This window comes from Methanosarcina spelaei (genome assembly GCF_002287235.1).
GTDB lineage: Archaea > Halobacteriota > Methanosarcinia > Methanosarcinales > Methanosarcinaceae > Methanosarcina > Methanosarcina spelaei.
Genome location: NZ_LMVP01000146.1, coordinates 14,717 through 32,384, shown reverse-complemented (window position 1 = coordinate 32,384; position 17,668 = coordinate 14,717). Strand labels below are relative to the sequence as shown.

The window sequence follows — 17,668 nt, the reverse complement described above, 5'->3', positions numbered from 1 at the left end:
AAAGTAAAGCATAAATCAAAAGGAGAAATAAATAAATGAGTAAACACACAATTTTCTTAATCTTAATTCTTATTATTGTTTCGGGAGCAGGGTGCGTAACACCAGAAAATAATAACAACACAACTCCTCCTACACCTCCTGTTCAAAACGGAACTGTTTTCACTGCAGAAGAAGTGACAAAAGAACAATTTAATAAAACCAATTTTTCTGAGGAGGGAAAATTCGTCTATTATAAGGGTGAAGAAAAAGGAGTTGTAAAGAACACTACAATTGAGACAACATACCTGAAAGGAAAAGTACCAATTGAAAGTTTACCAACAATCATACGCACCTCAGATGGATATGAGGAAGTCGAAATCAACTATGTCAAGGATAATCCAAATTATCCTGGCTCTTCTCAATTAAACAAAATCGTAAAAGGAGCCGTCCATACAAATGGGGAACAACCGACACATGAAGAGGTTAGTATCACTTTTGAAAATAATAATTATGATGTAATAGGCACTGCAGGTCCTTTTAACGTACCAGGAGATGAAGAATTCCGAAAAGAAATTCTTTCAAAAGGAGATATAAGTTATTTGAGAGTAGACATGAGATTTTATTATAGAGAATTTGCTTAATACTATTTTTGATAACAAGCCTATCCCAAAAATAATATAAAATTGAAAGTAAATTTGGCAATATGTCATTCCATGGAATCGACGACATTCTATGGAAATCCATAGAACCTTATTTGCCTCCACCGAAACCACATACGGAAAGGCTTCGTGAAGAATAAGAAAGTTGATTTATCTTTTTTAAAACCGATTTTTTTACTACATAGCACTTTCTATTTTTATTTTAAGAAAAACAAGCAGAAGCCCTGAATAACAACTTTATAACGCTAACTGGAGCTTTACTGGCTTAATTCTGAATTCTTGCAAGATTTTAATTGAAAATAATTTACCTGATATGAAATGTTCGTATACTGTAAAAGAGTTATATTCCTTCATTTTTTGAATTTTTAATAGTCTGCCATTAACCTTCAAAGGGATGTTATCCGTGCACGAACACTCACAAATTCAACTATCCAAAAATCCAGAGTCTTCTCCTCAAAGAAGATCCATACTCACAAACCAGATACACATATCAAGTCCTGCAGACATCATCCAGCGTGCCAGAATAAATCCAAAATCTCTAGCTTCAGCAGATGTTTTGCAGCTCCAGCGAACCATTGGAAACAGGGCAGTTAGAAAGCTGTTTACAGAAATTGGGCTGATTCCTTTCAAATCTAAACAGGAACATCCAATTCAAGTGCAGACAATATCTGAAGAGGAAAAGAAGCTTTTTCAAGGCAAGATGGCGGAGACTGTCCAATGCAAAGAAACCCCTGAGGAAGGAGAACTATTACAGGAAAAGTTTAAAAGTAGATCTGAGCAAGAAAAGTTCCCTTCGTGTTCTGCAGTTCCTATACAGATGGAAAAAGAAAACCATACAGGTATGCCTGATAATTTAAAAGCTGGCGTAGAGGGACTATCCGGAATTGATATGAGTGATGTTAGGGTGCATTATAATTCGGATAAACCTACTGGAGTTGGAGCTCTGGCGTATACCCAGGGGGTGGACATCCATGTGGCTCCAGGACAGGAGAAGCATTTGCCGCATGATGCATGGCATGTTGTGCAGCAGAAGCAGGGGAGAGTGAAATACGATATGCAAATGAAGGACACTCAAATCAGTAGCGACGTATATCTGGAAAAAGAAGCGGATTTGATGGGTCTTAAGGCGCTGCAGAAATCATCTCTCCCGACTCTTGATCAGGTATCGAGTGTACAATCTCGCGGTATATCTGCGGCCCTTCCGTCAACTCCTCTAATAATGAGAAAGATTGGGTTCGAATATGAAGTTGGTGCCATTGAAACTCATAAATACGCCTTCTGGAGCAGAGATTGGGTGCCACACAAAAAAGGTGAAGTAATCGTATCAAGAAATGGCTATGACATTACTGCCGATATTAGCCAATCGGGAAGCCAGCTTGAGTTCATTACCAGACCAATTGATGAAGTCAGTGACTCGGCTCAGGAAACATCGAGAACCTTAGCCCAAAACATCCGGGCAGATATCCTGGCTATTTTTCAAGCAAGCAGGGCAAGCCCGCAGGGCTGGGTAGGCCTGGATAAGATTCCCCGGTTAAATGGATCTTCGTGGCATCAATTCTACAATAAAGCAAGACGCTGGGACGGTATTTCTGGCCAGTTGCAGATGACTGGAGGGGTAAAATTGGAAAAACTTTCGAGAGTATTGTCCGGGGAGGCGCTTGGCAGGGAACCTGCTGTACGGCAAGCACTTGCTAGCGGGGAAACAGCAGCCAAAGAACGCGAAATATTAACCCTATATTATAAAGAAAATTTCTTGAGAAAGCCAAATCAATTAATATGGAGAAGTGCCTTTTCCAGGACAAGAAGCAGGTTTAGAAAGGGATGGGATATAGAAAGCATAAAAATATTAGCCAGTATAGTTGCTTTGATGGCACAGATACCTATTGATAAACGAAACTCTCAAATAGAAGAGAGCCGGGCTCTTTTGCTGGCAAAAACAGATTATGCAAAAATATTACAACTCGTGGCGACTCATTTAGGGCAAGAAATCAAGTATGATCAGTTTCTGCTGGCTTTAATCGAAACAATCAATGACCATGTAACTGAGAACGAAGCCGTTAACGGCAATTCAGATGTATTTCCATCCAATTATGCCGTTCAAGGTACATCGTTCACCGGTTTAACCTTAAAGGCCTGGGTGGAATATGCGCTGCCCATACATGACCCATTCGAAGAAAAAGAATTTATTGAAGGGTGGGATCTGTTAACAGGTAAGCATTTCCCGGGTACCGGCGCTCAACGAAAAGAAATGAGGGCCTTTGGAACTTTTCTAGGCAAAACCGACCCCGGCAATAAGGTTATCCTTGAATGGCGCAGCTTTATGTTTAACCATCCGGATGATCTTGATAAAATTATGGTAAGTTTGACAGACTACCTCGGACGTAGGGTCAACGGTTAGTGCCAGAAGGCAGTGAAGCCATAAACCACGCTTGCGGAGAATAAAGTTGTAAAAAACAACGGAAATTGCCAAAACCTCCGGCACGACGCAGAGCTGAAAATTGAGATTTCTCAAAAGCCTCTTTTTCGAATTGAAAATTAAAGAAATCTGTAATTTTTGTGCTGTCATGAACCATTTTTTTTCCCCAATTTTTTGAAGTTTTTCACATTCAGTATTAACTTCTAAGGAGAGTTTTATCATGCCAGGACAACAGCACATTAAACAATCCAGAAGATCGAGTTTTTCTCAAAGACAAATAATCCCTGCAAGAAAGATCCATGTATCAAATCCTGCAGCTATCATCCAGCGTGCCAGAATAGATCCTAAATCTCTAACTCCAGCAGATGTTTTGCAGCTTCATCGTACTATTGGAAATCGGGCAGTCGGTAAATCGCCATCAGAAATATTCGTTCCTACAGCTAAAACAGTTCAACGGCAAGAAATTCAGGAGGAGGAAGAGCCTTTAAAGGATAAACGTCTGAAACTATCCGACGCCAAGAGATGCCAGAAGAGGAAGAACTGCTACATGGAAAACTTGAAACCATCCAGTGCCAAAAAATCCCGGAGGAAAAGCCATTTCAGACAAAGAGGAATAATAATACCGATACACTGAAATCTTAAGGCTGGCGTGGAGAACTTATCCGGGATCCCATTGAGAAAACATTTGACTGGTTGAAAAACGAAACTCAGATTAAACCATTGAGAGTGTGGTCAGAAGATTGTATTTCTTGAGCTCTCATTTGGCTTTATTTCTCAATTATTCATATCGCTAATGAGATGCGAGTTTAAGGAAACCAAACATAGATTCTCAAAATTCATCAAAAAACTGAGGAATTTGACATTTCCATCCAATTTCCTGGATAATAGAATCAAAAAAGTATATTTTTGTTAATTTTTATGAGACCAATAGCTTGACTGTAATAGAAATGAGTGAAGTCTCATAGAAATCACAATATTTTTTGGACATTGTTAAGACTTGTCAAGTTCATTTGGAGCCAAAATTAAGGGAGTCATTCTCTAAGAATTGATGGATACACACAAAATTGAGAATAAAGTTTACTTTATACTGATTTTTACATCAATTATAACTTTACTTTTTTATAACTACACTGCGTCGAAGAAGGACGTTTTTGCAACTTTTTGCGGAATCGTTTATTGAAATCTATCAAAGTTAGTTAAATAGGTTTTTTATAGAGCTGTTTTTAATGCTATTAACCTGGGGGTGGTCAAATAATAATATGCGAATGTGGTGAGCTTCTTAGAAATAAAGAGGAAATATTCAGAGATTATACTAAAACTACTGCAAGTCCCTCAACAAGAACGATCGGTCATAGAAATTGTGGATTTATCTTTAACTTCGTAGACGAAAAGAATCCGAAGAAATACTCTTCCAAAAAAGAACTGAAAATTCTGGCCGGAAAATTTGCGGAAAAAAATTTGTCTCCTGAATACGCCCCACTGTTTATGCTTGCAGTGGACCGGTTAAAATCGAAAGGCAAACTTCGGGATTATGAAGTTCTGGTTCGCGCTTATCGAGAAGTTCTGGGACTGAATTCTGAAAATCCAGTTCGGAAGAAAGCCTGAGACCTTAATGTGAGACAAAGGTAAATCCTAATTTCCATGACACTTTACGCCAATAACCTCGAATATCTTCTGGATGAACTTTCCAGAATTAACCGGTTAATCCACATCTACCTTGAAAGAGTTAGGGCAGATTTGCCGGAGTATATGGATGAGTTCATGGGGCTTTATGTTTCGGAAGACGAAATACAAAAGCTTCAAAAATCCTCCGGTTTTGGGCAAGAACAAAAAGCTCTACCGGCCACCGGGCTGGAAGAAATTAAAGTGATACGCAGACAAATCAATAACAGAAAACTCGAAAGCTTAAAAAATTGTAGAGAACTGAGGCTTCATACTCTCTCCGAACTTTTCAGTCTGGATGAATTTGAGATCGATATTCTTTTAATAGGGCTCGCTCCAGAAATTGATCTGAAATACGAAAAAATCTATGCTTATCTCCAAAACGATGTAACCAAAAAAAGGCCAGGAATTGATCTGGTACTTAATCTGCTCTGCCCGACAATTGAAGAGAAAATCAAGGCAAGAGCATATTTCTCACCTGTTGCCGCTCTATTAAATAACCATCTGGTTCATTTAGTGGAAGGACAGGTAGAATCTGGTTCTTCCATCATATCAAGTTTCATCAAAATTGATGAAAGAATAATTAACTTTTTGCTTGGACTTGACGAGATAGATCTGAAAATTCGGAATTTTTCTTATTTACTGAAACCCAGAAGGTCTTTTGAAGACCTTATTCTACCTGAAGATTTCAAAAACAGGTTAATGATTATCGCAAGCCGGTACAGAGAAAATAAGTTCCCACTGAAATTTATATTCAGCGGCTCTCCAGGGACCGGGAAGAAAATCGCCGCAGAAGCTATCTGCAGGGATGCAGGAGTAAAACTTCTTGTAGTGAATTCGGAGGTTTTTCTTGAAGGACAGTCCCTTGATAACGCAGATCTCATAATGCGAGAAGCGCTTCTGCAAAATTCTGCACTATATCTTCAAGATTTTGATTTATTTCTCGCAAACAGAGAACTAAAGAATGTTCAAGAATTTCTGATCCGGACCTTAAAGTCCTATCCTGGATGGATATTTTTGGCAGGAAAGGAATTCATGGAATGTTGTGGAGGTTTAATAAGTAATGGTTTTACTCCATTTCCTTTTCCTTTGCCTTCATACGTGATTCGCAAACAGTTGTGGGAGTCATGTCTGAAAGATTACGAGGTGGATAGAGAAACAGACTTGAAATCTCTTGCGAGCAAATTCAGGTTCAGCGGAGGTCAAATAAGGGATGCTGTCCGTGCAGCGTGCAGTTACTCAGGAGGGGAAAATCCCTCAAGTCCTGCATTATCTATGGAAAGTCTCTACGCGGGCTGTAAGGCTCAGTCCAGCAGGAATCTTTCCACTTTCGCCAGAAAGATTGAACCCAAATATGTCTGGGATGACATAGTCCTGCCTGAGGATATAAAGGAGCATTTGAAAGAAGTGTCCGGATTCATTAAACATAAGGGGGTTGTTTACTCGGACTGGGGGTTTGATAAAAAATTATCCTTGGGAAAAGGACTGAACGTGCTTTTTTCCGGTCCTTCGGGTACAGGAAAGACTATGGCGGTAGAGGTTATTGCCAGGCATACGGAATTAGACCTTTATAAAATTGATTTATCCTGTGTGATCAGCAAGTACATTGGAGAAACCGAAAAAAATCTAAGTAATATCTTTAAGGAAGCTGAATCGAGTAATGCTATCCTGTTCTTCGACGAGGCAGATGCGCTTTTCGGAAAGAGGTCCGAAGTCCGAGATTCTCATGACCGTTATGCCAATATCGAAATAAACTATCTGCTGCAAAAGATGGAGGAGTATGAAGGAGTTACTATACTTGCCACCAACCTGCGCCAAAATATGGACGAAGCGTTTGTAAGAAGGTTGCATATTATTGTCGATTTTCCTTTCCCGGATGAGGAATCCAGGCTAAACATATGGGAAGCGGTCTTCCCTAAAGAAGCTCCGATTGGAAGTGATGTGGATTTTAGTATCCTTGCACGTGAGATAAAACTTTCAGGAGGCCACATAAAAAATATAGCCCTTATAGCAGCATTGTACGCAGCGAAAGAAGGAGGCACTATTCGAATGACTCATATCATACAGGCAGTGAGATGGGAGTATGAGAAATTAGGGAGAACATGGAATGTATTTCAATATGACAGGGAGGTTTTTCCTGCATGATCGAGGACTTGAGCAAGACCCTAAAAGCAATTCTTGAGGATCCTACAGATCCTACACCGCCCGATCCTCTGAAGTCGGTAGAAATAGTGTTCGATCGGCCGGATGATAAGTTTAGTCCTCAGAGGAATACGGTAGATTTGTTCCTTTATGATATTCGTGAAAATGTTGAACTGCGTAGCAATGAGCCCAGGATTGAACGCAAAGATGGACAGGCGATAATATATCATCCATCACTGCGCGTTGCGTGTTCATATCTGATCACTGCGTGGCCTGTTGGTGGAGCAGATTTGCCTTTAACAGAGCATCAGTTACTTGGTCAAATACTAAATGTCCTTTCAAAATATCCGACGATTCCGGAGAAGTTTCTACAGGGAAGCCTCAAAGGGCAAGAACCTCCTCTGCCAATGATAATAGCGCAGACAGAATGCTTCAAGAACCCGGCTGAATTCTGGACAGCTGTTGGTAATAAAGTGCGCCCATCGCTTACTGTGACAGTAACGTTTTCCCTGGATACATTACTACCTAAGGATGTACCTCTAGTCATAACTGATGTAATTACGCTGGGACAGCGAATCTCGCCTGAAGAGACAAAATCTCTCCTGCAACCAGAGAAGAATCATTCAGTATAGGTGGACGTTACTTCAAATAATGCACCAGTAGAGAACGTAACTGTGACGCTCGTCGAACTTGACATTAAAACGAAGACCGGGGTCGATGGGCATTACACACGGGGCCATATGAACTCAGGTACCTATACTTTGTGTTTGTCATTGGACGATAAAGTTTTAAATAAGTCTATTATTGTCCCCACATCTGATAAAATAGCTAACGGGAATTACGACATCAATTATTAACCCATTTTTCTGAAAACGCCTTCAAAAAATATTTTACTTCCATTCTAAAATTCAAGTAACTATCCGGTCAGTTAAACAAGATTAGTAATCATTTTTGTTGAGATTCGATCAGCAAATTTGAGTAGACCAGCTTTTCTCAAATTATTAGCCTTGACTATATTTTGAAGGTTACTATACATTTTTTGTTATATATAAAAGAAAAATAGGCATGTAAAATATAAATTATAAGAAACAAGGGGAAAAAGATGACACAGTATCTGTATCCTGGAGTATATGTCGAAGAAGTAACGCCACTTGCGCGCCCGATTACTGGAGTTGGAACAAGCACAGCTGGGTTCATAGGTGTGGTTATGGATGATGTGCAAATGCCACTTAAACCTGGTAAAAAAGAAGATGATGTAACGGGGCATTTCACGGTATCACCAGCTGGCGAACCTCAACTCATTACTGGTTGGGAGCAGTTCAAAAATAACTTCGGCGACTTTCAGCCCACGAAAAAACAAAAATCGCTGACAGCAGAAAAAGAACCCGAAAAAGAACCCGTAGAAGAACCAGCAGAAGAGCCAGAAAATGAAGGGTCAGCAGGATGGAGTGATGACGACTACAAAGCCTATCTGCAACTGCAACATGCAGTCTACGGCTTCTTCAATAATGGCGGTACGCGCTGCTGGGTTATCCGAGTCGCAACAGGAGGTTCTTTAACAAATTTGGCAGATTTGCTGAATAAATTCGAGCCGATCGATGATATCGCAATCGTTGCTGTGCCAGGTGCGATAACAACAGCTCAACAGGACGCGATTATTGGTCACTGCGTAAATATGAAGGACCGGGTAGCAGTTCTTGATGGTATACAAAGCCCAAGCACTTTTACCGTAGATGGAATCAAAGGTGACACTCATACGAGTGAATATGCTGCTCTTTACTTTCCCTGGATCAAAGTACTCGATCCGATTAGTCAGACAAATATATCACAGCCCCCGAGTGGACATCTGGCTGGTGTTTATGCAAGGGTGGATGCAGAGAGGGGAGTGTTCAAAGCTCCTGCCAATGAAATTGTCCTTGGTGCGGTAGACCTGGATTACAAGCTAAGTCCCAATGATCAAGCAGGTTTAAACCCAAAAGGTGTCAACGTTATCCGGGCTTTTGATGGCAATTTCAATATTTGGGGGGCACGTACCCTGGGAGGCGATGATAATGGTGAATTTAAGTACATCAGCACGCGCCGATATTTCAATTTTTTACGTAAGTCGATAGAGCAAGGAACCCAATTTGTGGTTTTTGAGCCGAACAGCCCCGCTCTCTGGCAGCGCATAACTCGTACCGTCAGTGACTTCCTTTTGCGGCAGTGGAGAGACGGTGCATTATTTGGCGACACACCTAAGCAGGCGTTCTTTGTAAAATGTGATAAGGATACTAATCCACCGGAAGTACGTGAGGCCGGGCAAGTAGTGACCGAAATTGGTGTGGCAATCGTCAAGCCAGCCGAGTTTGTCATATTCCGTATCCAGCAAACTACCGGTGAATGATTAATTTTACAAGGGGAGTATAAAAGGAGGATTTCTGATGGGAGTTGATCCGTACAAGAATTTTAGGTTCCTGGTTGAGATTGACGGGATAGTACAGGCAAGTTTTTCCGAAGCCAGTGGATATGGCTCTGATATCGAGGTTGTTGAGTTTCGTGAAGGGGGTGATTCTGCTACTATGCGTAAACTACCTGGAAAAGTGAGTTATTCCGATATAACGCTTAAACGGGGTATAACTGACTCTCATGAACTTTATGACTGGCACCTGGCTGCGGTTTCGGGACAAATTCAACGCAAAAATGGTTCTATTATCATACTGGACGATACCGGGACAGAAAAAATTCGATGGAATTTCTTTAGTGCCTGGCCCAGTAAATGGCATGGACCTGACTTAAACTCCACAGGTAAAGATGTAGCAATAGAATCCCTTACTATAAGCTGTGAAAGATTGGAAAGAGCGCTTTCTTGAGGGTTCCATGTTCCAAACTGAATTTGAATTTACTTTACCTCTGGGTTATGTAGACTCTGAAGGAGACCTGCATTGTAAAGGTGTGATGCGACTATCAACTGCAGCTGATGAAATACTGCCTCTTAAAGACCCGAGGGTACAGTCAAATTCAGCGTACTTGGCTGTCATTCTTCTATCGCGAGTGGTTACCAGGTTGGGAAATCTTCAGCAGATTAACCCGAAGGTTATTGAAGGCCTGTATTCAGCCGACTTTACATACCTTCAGGATTTTTACAACCGCATCAACGGGAATGGGACATCAGCTCTGAAGGTTGTGTGCCCTCACTGCCAGAAAGGTTTTGAGGTGGAGCCAGAACCGCAGGGGGAATATTAGGCTACCCCCCGGATCAGCTCCGTCGGGAGGTAGCCCTGATTGCATGCCATTTTCACTGGTCTTATGAGGAAATCATGTATATGGAGCATCAGGAACGTCATGAGTGGGTACAGGAAATAGTAAGATTAACACGCGGAGAGAATAAGTTAAGCCTTAATTAAGCCTTAGTTAAGCCTTAATTAAGCCTTCCAAGAAATCAAGCCTCTACATACTGATCAAGACGGACTTTTCCATATTTCAGTCAGGCTGTTCAGTCAGGTCGTTCAGTCAGGCCGGTTTGGGCCTTTCGCAATGCACAAAACAATCTGTTATTGTACTGGAAATTCAGCCATGAAAACGTCAATTTCTTAATCATTATAATGCACAGCCAGAGTCTTATTTTGTTGGCTTAAAATTCCAGGTTATATAAATAGGGGATTATAACATGGAACCAGTAAACAAAGCAAAAAAAGAGCAGGAGATTGGGGAATTTATCTCCCTGGGTTTTGAGAAACAAACTACTTCTTTAATTGTTTCGGGGATAAAAATAATTCCAACACATATAGAATTCTCAAATAAATTTCTGGAACAGTATGCTTATCTGAATAAGTTTTTTCATATGTTATTATATACGTTGTCTGGTAAGCAGTTTACAGAGAAGTCAACAAAAAAGCGGTTTAATCCGGACCTTTTTAAATCCGGGTTATGGGAACCGGTAATTATTTCCCACAAAAAGAAAGGTAATTCTCAAATTCGGACAAGTGAAGTAAATATCAAAACATTTTCAGGTATGATCAATAACTTAAAAGCACGATCTGAACTTGACCTCATTAAAAACCGCGTACAAGCTCAAAAGCTAAAAAAAAGCTGCTTACCGGAGAGTAAAGTTATCCATCATTCGAAATCGGACTCTGAAATTAGCAGGAAAAAGGACAGCTTTGAGAAAAAAGCTGAAAAAAGCAGCTATTTTTACCTGGATTCCAGTTTGAAGTATTTTCTGGCGGGTATCCTAAACATTCGGATTCCAGCTGTGAAGATATATGCAAACCAGGCTTCTGATGAGTTAACGAAGCAGTTTGATGCTGATGCTTTAACATACGAAAATAGAATCTTTTTCAAAGCAGGAAAATACAACCCTCGGGATAGAAAAGGCATTTCGCTTCTTGGTCATGAATTAACTCATATTGCACAAACAGAAATTCAAGACCATAATTTACCAGGGCCCGGGAAGATAGGTTATGGGTATGAAGAGCAAGAAGCAATAGGTAACGAGAAAAAAGTTCTTCGGTACCTTCCATCCACAGAACCGTACAGTATGAACAAAAAAGTACCAGATCAGGGTTTTTTTGGTAATTCTTTAAAAGATTATAGGTTTAGTTCTGAAACATATGGGGGTTATGAAAGCTCGACAAGTCCAAACCTTTCTTCAGGCAGCTTCACCAAACCCAATAAATATCATACTCAGGTCCGGACTCCAAGAACTGCACTGACTTCTCGAGACTTAAATTTACCCTCCGAACCAATTACGGACTCGAATTTAGTTTTTCAGTTATCAGATCAGCAATTCAAATTAATTAAAGATGATGTTTATCGAGATATTATGAATAGGATCAGAATCGAGTTTGAAAGAGGGGGATGATAGTACGGGGCTTGAAAAAGCGGTCATAACAAATTTACAAACAGGAGAGAGAGTTTTTGTGATGTTCAATCCTGAAGAATACTCACTTGACCTGGGTAATAACTTTGCTGAAATCGCAATACCTGGTCTCAAAACTCCTCCTATTCAATATGTGCGGGGTAACATTCGGAATCTGAAAATGGAACTTTTTTTTGATACATTTGAAAAGAAAAACGATGTAAGAGATGAAATTTGTAAGATTACATCCCTGCTTGATAAAGGTTTAAAAACTCAAGCTCCACCAATCCTCCTCTTTTCCTGGGGAAAATTCAATTTTAAATGCGTGTTAGAGAGTGCAGGACAGCGTTTTATCATGTTCCTGCAAGATGGAACGCCTGTCAGGGCAAAATTATCTGTTAGTTTTAAAGAGTACGAAGCGATTGACTTCGAAATCAAACACGGGGTTTTTCTGGGTCCTCCAACCGTACGCAATGTCATAGAAGGTGAAAATTTGAGTGGCATTGCTGGTGAGGTATTAGGCAATCCGGGTGCATGGAGGGAAATAGCAGAAGCAAATAACATTGATAATCCACGCAAGCTCAAGCCGGGAATGACGTTAATTATACAGCCAAAAAAAAGCAGTTAAGATCGAGGTGTTCAATTGGATCGATATTATGCACCTGATTTTGAGGTAAAAATTGCAGGTTTGACAATGGCTGCTGATGTCACAAGCGCTGTCATGGAACTGACGTATGATAATAACCTCGATACCGCGGATATGTTTACATTACGGCTCAATAACGCTGATCTGCGTTTTACAGACTCAGGTTTATTCAATATGGGCAAGGATGTTGAGGTTTACATGGGTTATGCCGGAGACCTGCAACCAATGATGCTGGGTGAGATTACGGCAATAAATCCATCTTTCCCTCAAGGTGGAGCTCCGACAATTACAATCACAGGGTACGATAAATCCCACCGTATGCGGCATAATAGTCCGTCGAGGTTTACATTCAAGTACGTGAACGACAGCCTGATTGCTGCCCGGATTGCAGCTGAAAACCTGCTTATACCGGTGGTTGACCCGGCGTTGACCCCTCCCAGGGATTCTGTTCAGCAAACCGGAAGTGATTGGGCACTTTTGAAAGAACTTGCTGAAAGGAACGCTTTTCATGTGTATGTTCGCTGGGATAAGCTCTATTTCAGACTTCCACGCCCCCAAACGGAAATGGTAGTGCTGGAATGGGGTGAAAACCTGAGCAGCTTCAGCCCCCGCTTATCTACTTCCGGACAGTTCGGAATTCAGGAAGTCCGCGGGTATGATTATAAACTTGCCCAAAATATCGTTGCCATATTGCCTGCGATTTCTCTCGGGTCTGACCTGGACGATATTATTGAACGGCTCGGCAGTGATTTTGTCGATCAACTGGTAAAACTGGGAAGAAACGTTATGCGTGACAAGCCCGTGGATAATTATCTTGATGCAAAAATGCTTGCCAAATCGATTCTCATGCAGCTCCTTCAAGGCTTGTTTGAAGGTTCCGGGAGCACTATCGGTAACCCCAAACTCAGAGCAGGGAATATGGTTGAAATAAGGGGAATTGGCAAACGTTTTAGTGGAAAATATACACTCAGCAGAGTAACGCACACAATAAATGAGAGCGGCTATACAACACAGTTTGAGGTCTCCCAGAAATATACCAGCACACTGCTCCAGAGCCTGAGAAATAAAATTTCGGAAATGCCTCCTCCAAACGAGCAGAGAAAAATTCAGGGTGTTGTCATAGGTAAAGTAGAAAATAATATCGACCCCGAAGGATTGGGAAGAGTTCAGTTATCATTCCCTCACCTTTCAGACGTCAATTTGAGCAACTGGGCCCGTATTGCTGTCTCTATGGCAGGAGGTAATAAGAATACTTCATGGGGAACCTATTTCTTGCCGGATATCGGTGACGAAGTACTGGTAGCATTCGAACATGGAGATGTCAACAAACCTGTCGTTCTTGGCAGCTTCTGGAACGGAGAGAAAAGGCCGCCTGAGGTGAACAAGGGCTTAAACGAAAAGAAAATTATCAAAACGAAATCAGGAATGCAAATAGTGTTTGACGAGACGCCGGGATGCGAAAATCTTCTTTTACAGGATAAAGCAGGATCGATGATAAAAATGGACTCAGCAACGGGAAATATAATTATTGAGGCAAAAGGTAATGTTACAATTAAAGGAAAGGAAATACATCTAAACTGATAACGAGGGTTAGTCCAGTACTGAATTTGAGCATAATTCAGAATGATAGCTGTAATTTCAAACTAAAACTTTACTTCAATTGTAATTTAATGAAATTTGGAAGGTTTGATGTATATGGCAGAACCAGCAGCAAAAGAGGGTGATGAGATCAGTTCAGATGGAACTAATACGGTTTGGATCCAGATACTTTCACCGTCTGGTAAACCTACTGATAGTCTAGCTTCTTTCACCTATAAAGGTTCTATTGATAAATCGTGCAGTTCTAACGTTTTTATATTGAGCAAGCCTGCAGCAAGAAGTGACAGCGAGGCTACTAGTAATTCAACACCTAAATCAGGTGACCAACTTGGGGGAGGTACAGTAGTAAATACTGTCAAAAATAATGCAACGATTGAAAAAGGTAGTTCTACAGTTTTTATAAATGAAAAGCAAGCTGTCAGAGACAAAGATGATGCAAATACCTGGACTTTTCCTTCGCCGTCATCTACTACTTTGCAAGTCACGAATGCAAAAGTAAATGCAACAGGCTCTGTTTACATAGGAGATTAGAAGTAAATAATTTCAAAGTTGAATTTAGTCTTCTGTACCAGCAAAAAAGCAACAATCACCTTAAGATTAACTCTTAAATGTTTTTTTGAATTCGAAGGTTATTTTATCTTTTAAAGAGATCCTACTCAAAGAATTAGAATCGCATTCACTAAAAAATGAGGGTAAAATGTTGCACTATATTCAGAGGTGATTAACATGAACACCGATTTTCTCGGCAAAGGTTTTGCATTCCCACTACAAACCAATCAACGAGGCGGGATTAATGTATCGAAACAGGAACAGAAAATCCGGGAGTCCATACTGATTATTTTAGGGACTCAGTATAATGAGCGTGTAATGAGGCCAGACTTCGGGTGTAATTTAAAGAGTCTTGTTTTTGCACCGAACAATGCTGCAACTGCTAATCTGGCACGGCATTATGTTGAAGAAGGCTTGACAAAGTGGGAACCCCGCATCGCTCTGGATGAAGTGATTGTAGAAAATGATAATTCAGAAGAGAGACTAATAATCCAGGTTTATTATAGAATAAAGTCTACCAACGAGCCGGGAAATCTTGTCTATCCCTTTTATTTGGAGCGATAGATTCGGAGTAATAGTCAGAGTTATGCTTATTTACCTTACTCGAAGCAGCAGCGGATGTTTGGGAAGGCGGTTTGATACGTGAACTCACTCAAAATCAAATAGTTCTATTGCTGATGTGTTTTTTCTTCCTGGTTTTTTTAATTCTCAACATAGATTTTGATTGTCTAAAGAGTTTTTCCGCGTCCTTGTTCAAATGCAGTTCCTGTTACTCCATAATTCACCGCGTTAAGGTTATTTTCGTAAGAAGAACCTTGCAGCATCTTATTTTACAGATATGACGGTTTACATGCCTTAGTTCTTTTTACAGTACAGGGCAGCTAAAAATGTCGATCATTTAGTAACAACGGTTTTGAAGAAATTTTCATTCAGATAGCTTGTATTCTGGCTATTCTGGATGTTCTATTGAGAAGGGAGGAAAATATGTCAAATGGTAGGCTGGAATCACCAAATTTAGACGACCGAACATGGCAGGATATTGTCAATGAAGCCAGGGTTCTCATTCCCAAGTACGCACCTGAGTGGACGGACCATAACCCCAGCGATCTCGGTATTACTCTGATTGAGCTATTTGCCTGGATTGTTGAAGGGATGATTTACCGGCTGAATAGAGTACCTGAAAAAAACTATATCGAGTTTTTGAATCTGCTGGGTATAACCAGGGACCCTGCAGTCCCGGCATCAACATTTTTAACTTACGGTTTAGCTCCAGGAACAGCTCCAGAAACAACCTCAGCAATAGTACCTAAGGGAAGTCTGGCTGCTACGCAGCAGACCGAAACGGAAGAAGGCATTGTTTTTGAAACGGATGATAATTTATATCTTTTACCAATCAACCTTCAAACTGCCTTTATCAGAGACGAAAAGAGCAATTATCAAGACGTGACTGCTAATCTTATAACATCCCCTCTTTCTAAAATGACTCTCAGCATTCTGGGCAGTCTTCTAGGACAAAAAAATGAGTCGAAAATGATTATTCTTGGTTTCGATACTTCAAGCGATAAAGAGATCTCCTTGCTCTTCGGTTTTGATAAACCGGTGAAAATGGATAATAATGGGGTTCCCATTGGTATTACCTTGTCATATTCACCAAAATATACTGATAAAAATGAACTCCCTCCAGGATCCTGGTCTAAGATAGAAAATAAAAATATCATCGATGAAACCAATACATTTCAAAAAAATGGGCGTTTTTCTTTCAAAGTCCCTGATGACTGGTCAAGCCAAAAACCTAAAGATTGGGAAGGATCTTTTCCTCCTCAAACTAAGGATGACATAAAAAACGAATCCTTATACTGGATAGGTATCAAGATAGATAACTTTCGAGAAGATGATATTAACATAGATTTACATCATATCCTCTTTAACAGCGTTTCTGCAACAAATGCCATTACAATAACTCAACCTGAGTTTTTGGGTGTGAGCAACGGCAAACCCTTTCAGTCTTTCGAACTTAAAAATCGTCTTCTTTTTAAAAGGCCAAGGACAATGAATCCTTATGACCATTTAGTAGTTCAGGTTCGAAAACCTCAGGTGGGCGGTGGGTTCGGAGAGTGGGAGACCTGGGCGCTCTGCGACGATTTCAATAGAGGCCCGGGCAATTGTTACCGATTGGACCCGGTGACCGGTAAGATTAGCTTTGGCAACTACGACTCTACTACATCTCCTGAAGGCTACGGAACAATTCCTCCGATAGATTGTGAAATCCGCGCTCAGACATATCGTTACGTGGAAGGTGGTGTTAAAGGTAATGTGCCTCCAAATACAGTAAATTCCATGCGGACATATGTTGCAGGTGTCATTTCGGTGACGAATCCGGGGGCTGCAGAGGGTGGTTTTGATGAAGAAGATATCGAAGAGACTAAACGTCGCGGACCTGAGATATTACGTAACCGCTATCGTGCTATTACGGTAGAAGACTATGAGTACCTGGTAAAAGAAGCTACACCGGCTGTCAAAAAGGTTAGGTGTCTTCCACCAAGACTATTTTCACAGTATGATTGTCTACCAAGTGCGAAAATAGGCGATCCATGGACATTCGGAGGGCTGAACAGATCTACAGGTAATGTAAATGTAATCATTGTACCGGACGCTTCTCTGAGTGATCGTGCACCTAAGCCTTCTGAAGAATTAATTCAGCAAGTTTCCGATTATCTTGATGAACGGCGCACTTTGACTTCCAAGCTGCTTGTTACTTATCCTCGATATTTACCAATCCATGTAACAGTTACAATCAATATTTGGCAAAAAGCAGTAGATATCGGACTAACTCCAGATCCACGTAAATCCGATCAGCTTAAGAATGAAATCAAAGAAAAAATAAAGAAATTTCTTCACCCTGTCTTGGGAGGTCCTGAGGGGAATGGATGGGAAGTTGGACAGGATATCACAATATCTACTTTATTCGACTACATCGAACCAGGTTCGGATATTGGTTTCATTTCTGATTTATCTATTAATGCTCAAACCCCCCTCTATATACCTCCAACTCGACCGTTTTCTCTTGATACAGATCCAGGTGTTTGGGTAGAACTAGCAGATTATGAGATAATTTGTAGTTCCGAAAGTCACAGTGTGGAAGTCACAATGTTATAGTAAACAAGGCCTAAAATAAGGAG

At 40.6% G+C, this 17,668-nt stretch carries 18 protein-coding genes; 17 read left to right on the top strand and 1 reads right to left on the bottom strand.

All coding sequences use genetic code 11. The features are described from left to right. Positions 1-35 precede the first annotated feature (35 nt). Both ASJ81_RS09030 and ASJ81_RS09025 read left to right on the top strand, forming a co-directional pair. Positions 36-620, top strand: coding sequence for a hypothetical protein (locus ASJ81_RS09030; protein WP_095644182.1), 585 nt, complete (start codon positions 36-38; stop codon positions 618-620). Between the two features lie 421 nt (positions 621-1,041). After that, positions 1,042-3,036, top strand: coding sequence for an eCIS core domain-containing protein (locus ASJ81_RS09025; RefSeq protein WP_212556058.1), 1,995 nt, complete (start codon positions 1,042-1,044; stop codon positions 3,034-3,036). On the opposite strand, the gene ASJ81_RS09020 is transcribed toward ASJ81_RS09025, so the two are convergent. After that, a complete protein-coding gene (locus tag ASJ81_RS09020) occupies positions 3,026-3,211 on the bottom strand; it encodes a hypothetical protein (protein WP_095644181.1) in 186 nt (61 codons plus the stop codon). The genes ASJ81_RS09025 and ASJ81_RS09020 overlap by 11 nt on opposite strands. Positions 3,212-3,274: 63 nt before the next feature. Between ASJ81_RS09020 and ASJ81_RS09015 the strand changes: the two genes are divergently transcribed. The 15 genes from ASJ81_RS09015 (at position 3,275) to ASJ81_RS08955 (ending at position 17,645) form a co-directional block, all read left to right on the top strand. After that, positions 3,275-3,688 (top strand): hypothetical protein, encoded by a 414-nt coding sequence (locus tag ASJ81_RS09015; protein WP_095644180.1) that lies wholly within the window; start codon positions 3,275-3,277, stop codon positions 3,686-3,688. A gap of 824 nt (positions 3,689-4,512) precedes the next feature. Further along, positions 4,513-4,659: a hypothetical protein gene (locus ASJ81_RS23695; RefSeq protein WP_245859982.1), complete on the top strand. Its 147-nt coding sequence runs from the start codon at positions 4,513-4,515 to the stop codon at positions 4,657-4,659. Positions 4,660-4,695: 36 nt separating this feature from the next. Continuing rightward, positions 4,696-6,861, top strand: coding sequence for an AAA family ATPase (locus tag ASJ81_RS09005; RefSeq protein WP_095644178.1), 2,166 nt, complete (start codon positions 4,696-4,698; stop codon positions 6,859-6,861). Beyond that, the gene (locus ASJ81_RS09000; protein ID WP_095644177.1) at positions 6,858-7,490 is read left to right on the top strand and encodes a DUF4255 domain-containing protein; all 633 of its coding nucleotides are present in this window, start codon (positions 6,858-6,860) and stop codon (positions 7,488-7,490) included. Before ASJ81_RS09005 ends, ASJ81_RS09000 begins: the two co-directional genes overlap by 4 nt. A gap of 42 nt (positions 7,491-7,532) precedes the next feature. Further along, positions 7,533-7,715: a hypothetical protein gene (locus ASJ81_RS22125; RefSeq protein WP_141241639.1), complete on the top strand. Its 183-nt coding sequence runs from the start codon at positions 7,533-7,535 to the stop codon at positions 7,713-7,715. A 245-nt stretch (positions 7,716-7,960) separates the two neighbouring features. Continuing rightward, on the top strand, positions 7,961-9,241 hold the full coding sequence (locus ASJ81_RS08995) for a phage tail sheath family protein (protein WP_095644176.1): 1,281 nt from the start codon (positions 7,961-7,963) through the stop codon (positions 9,239-9,241). 37 nt (positions 9,242-9,278) lie between these two features. Beyond that, positions 9,279-9,707: a phage tail protein gene (locus tag ASJ81_RS08990; RefSeq protein WP_095644175.1), complete on the top strand. Its 429-nt coding sequence runs from the start codon at positions 9,279-9,281 to the stop codon at positions 9,705-9,707. Between the two features lie 7 nt (positions 9,708-9,714). Then, positions 9,715-10,080, top strand: coding sequence for a hypothetical protein (locus ASJ81_RS08985; protein ID WP_095644174.1), 366 nt, complete (start codon positions 9,715-9,717; stop codon positions 10,078-10,080). Beyond that, positions 10,074-10,241: a DUF6760 family protein gene (locus ASJ81_RS24425; RefSeq protein WP_338037444.1), complete on the top strand. Its 168-nt coding sequence runs from the start codon at positions 10,074-10,076 to the stop codon at positions 10,239-10,241. The genes ASJ81_RS08985 and ASJ81_RS24425 overlap by 7 nt, the downstream gene beginning before the upstream one ends. A 263-nt stretch (positions 10,242-10,504) precedes the next feature. Next, positions 10,505-11,698, top strand: coding sequence for an eCIS core domain-containing protein (locus ASJ81_RS08980; protein ID WP_095644173.1), 1,194 nt, complete (start codon positions 10,505-10,507; stop codon positions 11,696-11,698). After that, positions 11,682-12,323, top strand: coding sequence for a CIS tube protein (locus ASJ81_RS08975; protein ID WP_212556057.1), 642 nt, complete (start codon positions 11,682-11,684; stop codon positions 12,321-12,323). Before ASJ81_RS08980 ends, ASJ81_RS08975 begins: the two co-directional genes overlap by 17 nt. A gap of 15 nt (positions 12,324-12,338) precedes the next feature. Further along, positions 12,339-13,922 carry a phage baseplate assembly protein V gene (locus ASJ81_RS08970; RefSeq protein ID WP_095644172.1) on the top strand — a complete coding sequence of 528 codons (1,584 nt, stop codon included), beginning with the start codon at positions 12,339-12,341 and terminating at the stop codon, positions 13,920-13,922. A gap of 114 nt (positions 13,923-14,036) precedes the next feature. Further along, positions 14,037-14,471 (top strand): PAAR domain-containing protein, encoded by a 435-nt coding sequence (locus ASJ81_RS08965; protein WP_095644171.1) that lies wholly within the window; start codon positions 14,037-14,039, stop codon positions 14,469-14,471. Between the two features lie 195 nt (positions 14,472-14,666). Continuing rightward, positions 14,667-15,053 carry a GPW/gp25 family protein gene (locus tag ASJ81_RS08960; RefSeq protein ID WP_095644170.1) on the top strand — a complete coding sequence of 129 codons (387 nt, stop codon included), beginning with the start codon at positions 14,667-14,669 and terminating at the stop codon, positions 15,051-15,053. Between the two features lie 420 nt (positions 15,054-15,473). Next, complete coding sequence (locus tag ASJ81_RS08955; RefSeq protein ID WP_095644169.1) at positions 15,474-17,645, top strand: baseplate J/gp47 family protein; 2,172 nt, start codon at positions 15,474-15,476, stop codon at positions 17,643-17,645. Positions 17,646-17,668 lie beyond the last annotated feature (23 nt).

Bases quoted from the DNA above. Each gene is read 5' to 3' on its own strand.
- ASJ81_RS09030 (WP_095644182.1), top strand. From the start codon at position 36: ATGAGTAAACACACAATTTTCTTAATCTTAATTCTTATTATTGTTTCG.
- ASJ81_RS09020 (WP_095644181.1), bottom strand. From the start codon at position 3,211: ATGGTTCATGACAGCACAAAAATTACAGATTTCTTTAATTTTCAATTC.
- ASJ81_RS09015 (WP_095644180.1), top strand. From the start codon at position 3,275: ATGCCAGGACAACAGCACATTAAACAATCCAGAAGATCGAGTTTTTCT.
- ASJ81_RS09005 (WP_095644178.1), top strand. From the start codon at position 4,696: ATGACACTTTACGCCAATAACCTCGAATATCTTCTGGATGAACTTTCC.
- ASJ81_RS09000 (WP_095644177.1), top strand. From the start codon at position 6,858: ATGATCGAGGACTTGAGCAAGACCCTAAAAGCAATTCTTGAGGATCCT.
- ASJ81_RS08995 (WP_095644176.1), top strand. From the start codon at position 7,961: ATGACACAGTATCTGTATCCTGGAGTATATGTCGAAGAAGTAACGCCA.
- ASJ81_RS08990 (WP_095644175.1), top strand. From the start codon at position 9,279: ATGGGAGTTGATCCGTACAAGAATTTTAGGTTCCTGGTTGAGATTGAC.
- ASJ81_RS08985 (WP_095644174.1), top strand. From the start codon at position 9,715: ATGTTCCAAACTGAATTTGAATTTACTTTACCTCTGGGTTATGTAGAC.
- ASJ81_RS08980 (WP_095644173.1), top strand. From the start codon at position 10,505: ATGGAACCAGTAAACAAAGCAAAAAAAGAGCAGGAGATTGGGGAATTT.
- ASJ81_RS08965 (WP_095644171.1), top strand. From the start codon at position 14,037: ATGGCAGAACCAGCAGCAAAAGAGGGTGATGAGATCAGTTCAGATGGA.
- ASJ81_RS08960 (WP_095644170.1), top strand. From the start codon at position 14,667: ATGAACACCGATTTTCTCGGCAAAGGTTTTGCATTCCCACTACAAACC.
- ASJ81_RS08955 (WP_095644169.1), top strand. From the start codon at position 15,474: ATGTCAAATGGTAGGCTGGAATCACCAAATTTAGACGACCGAACATGG.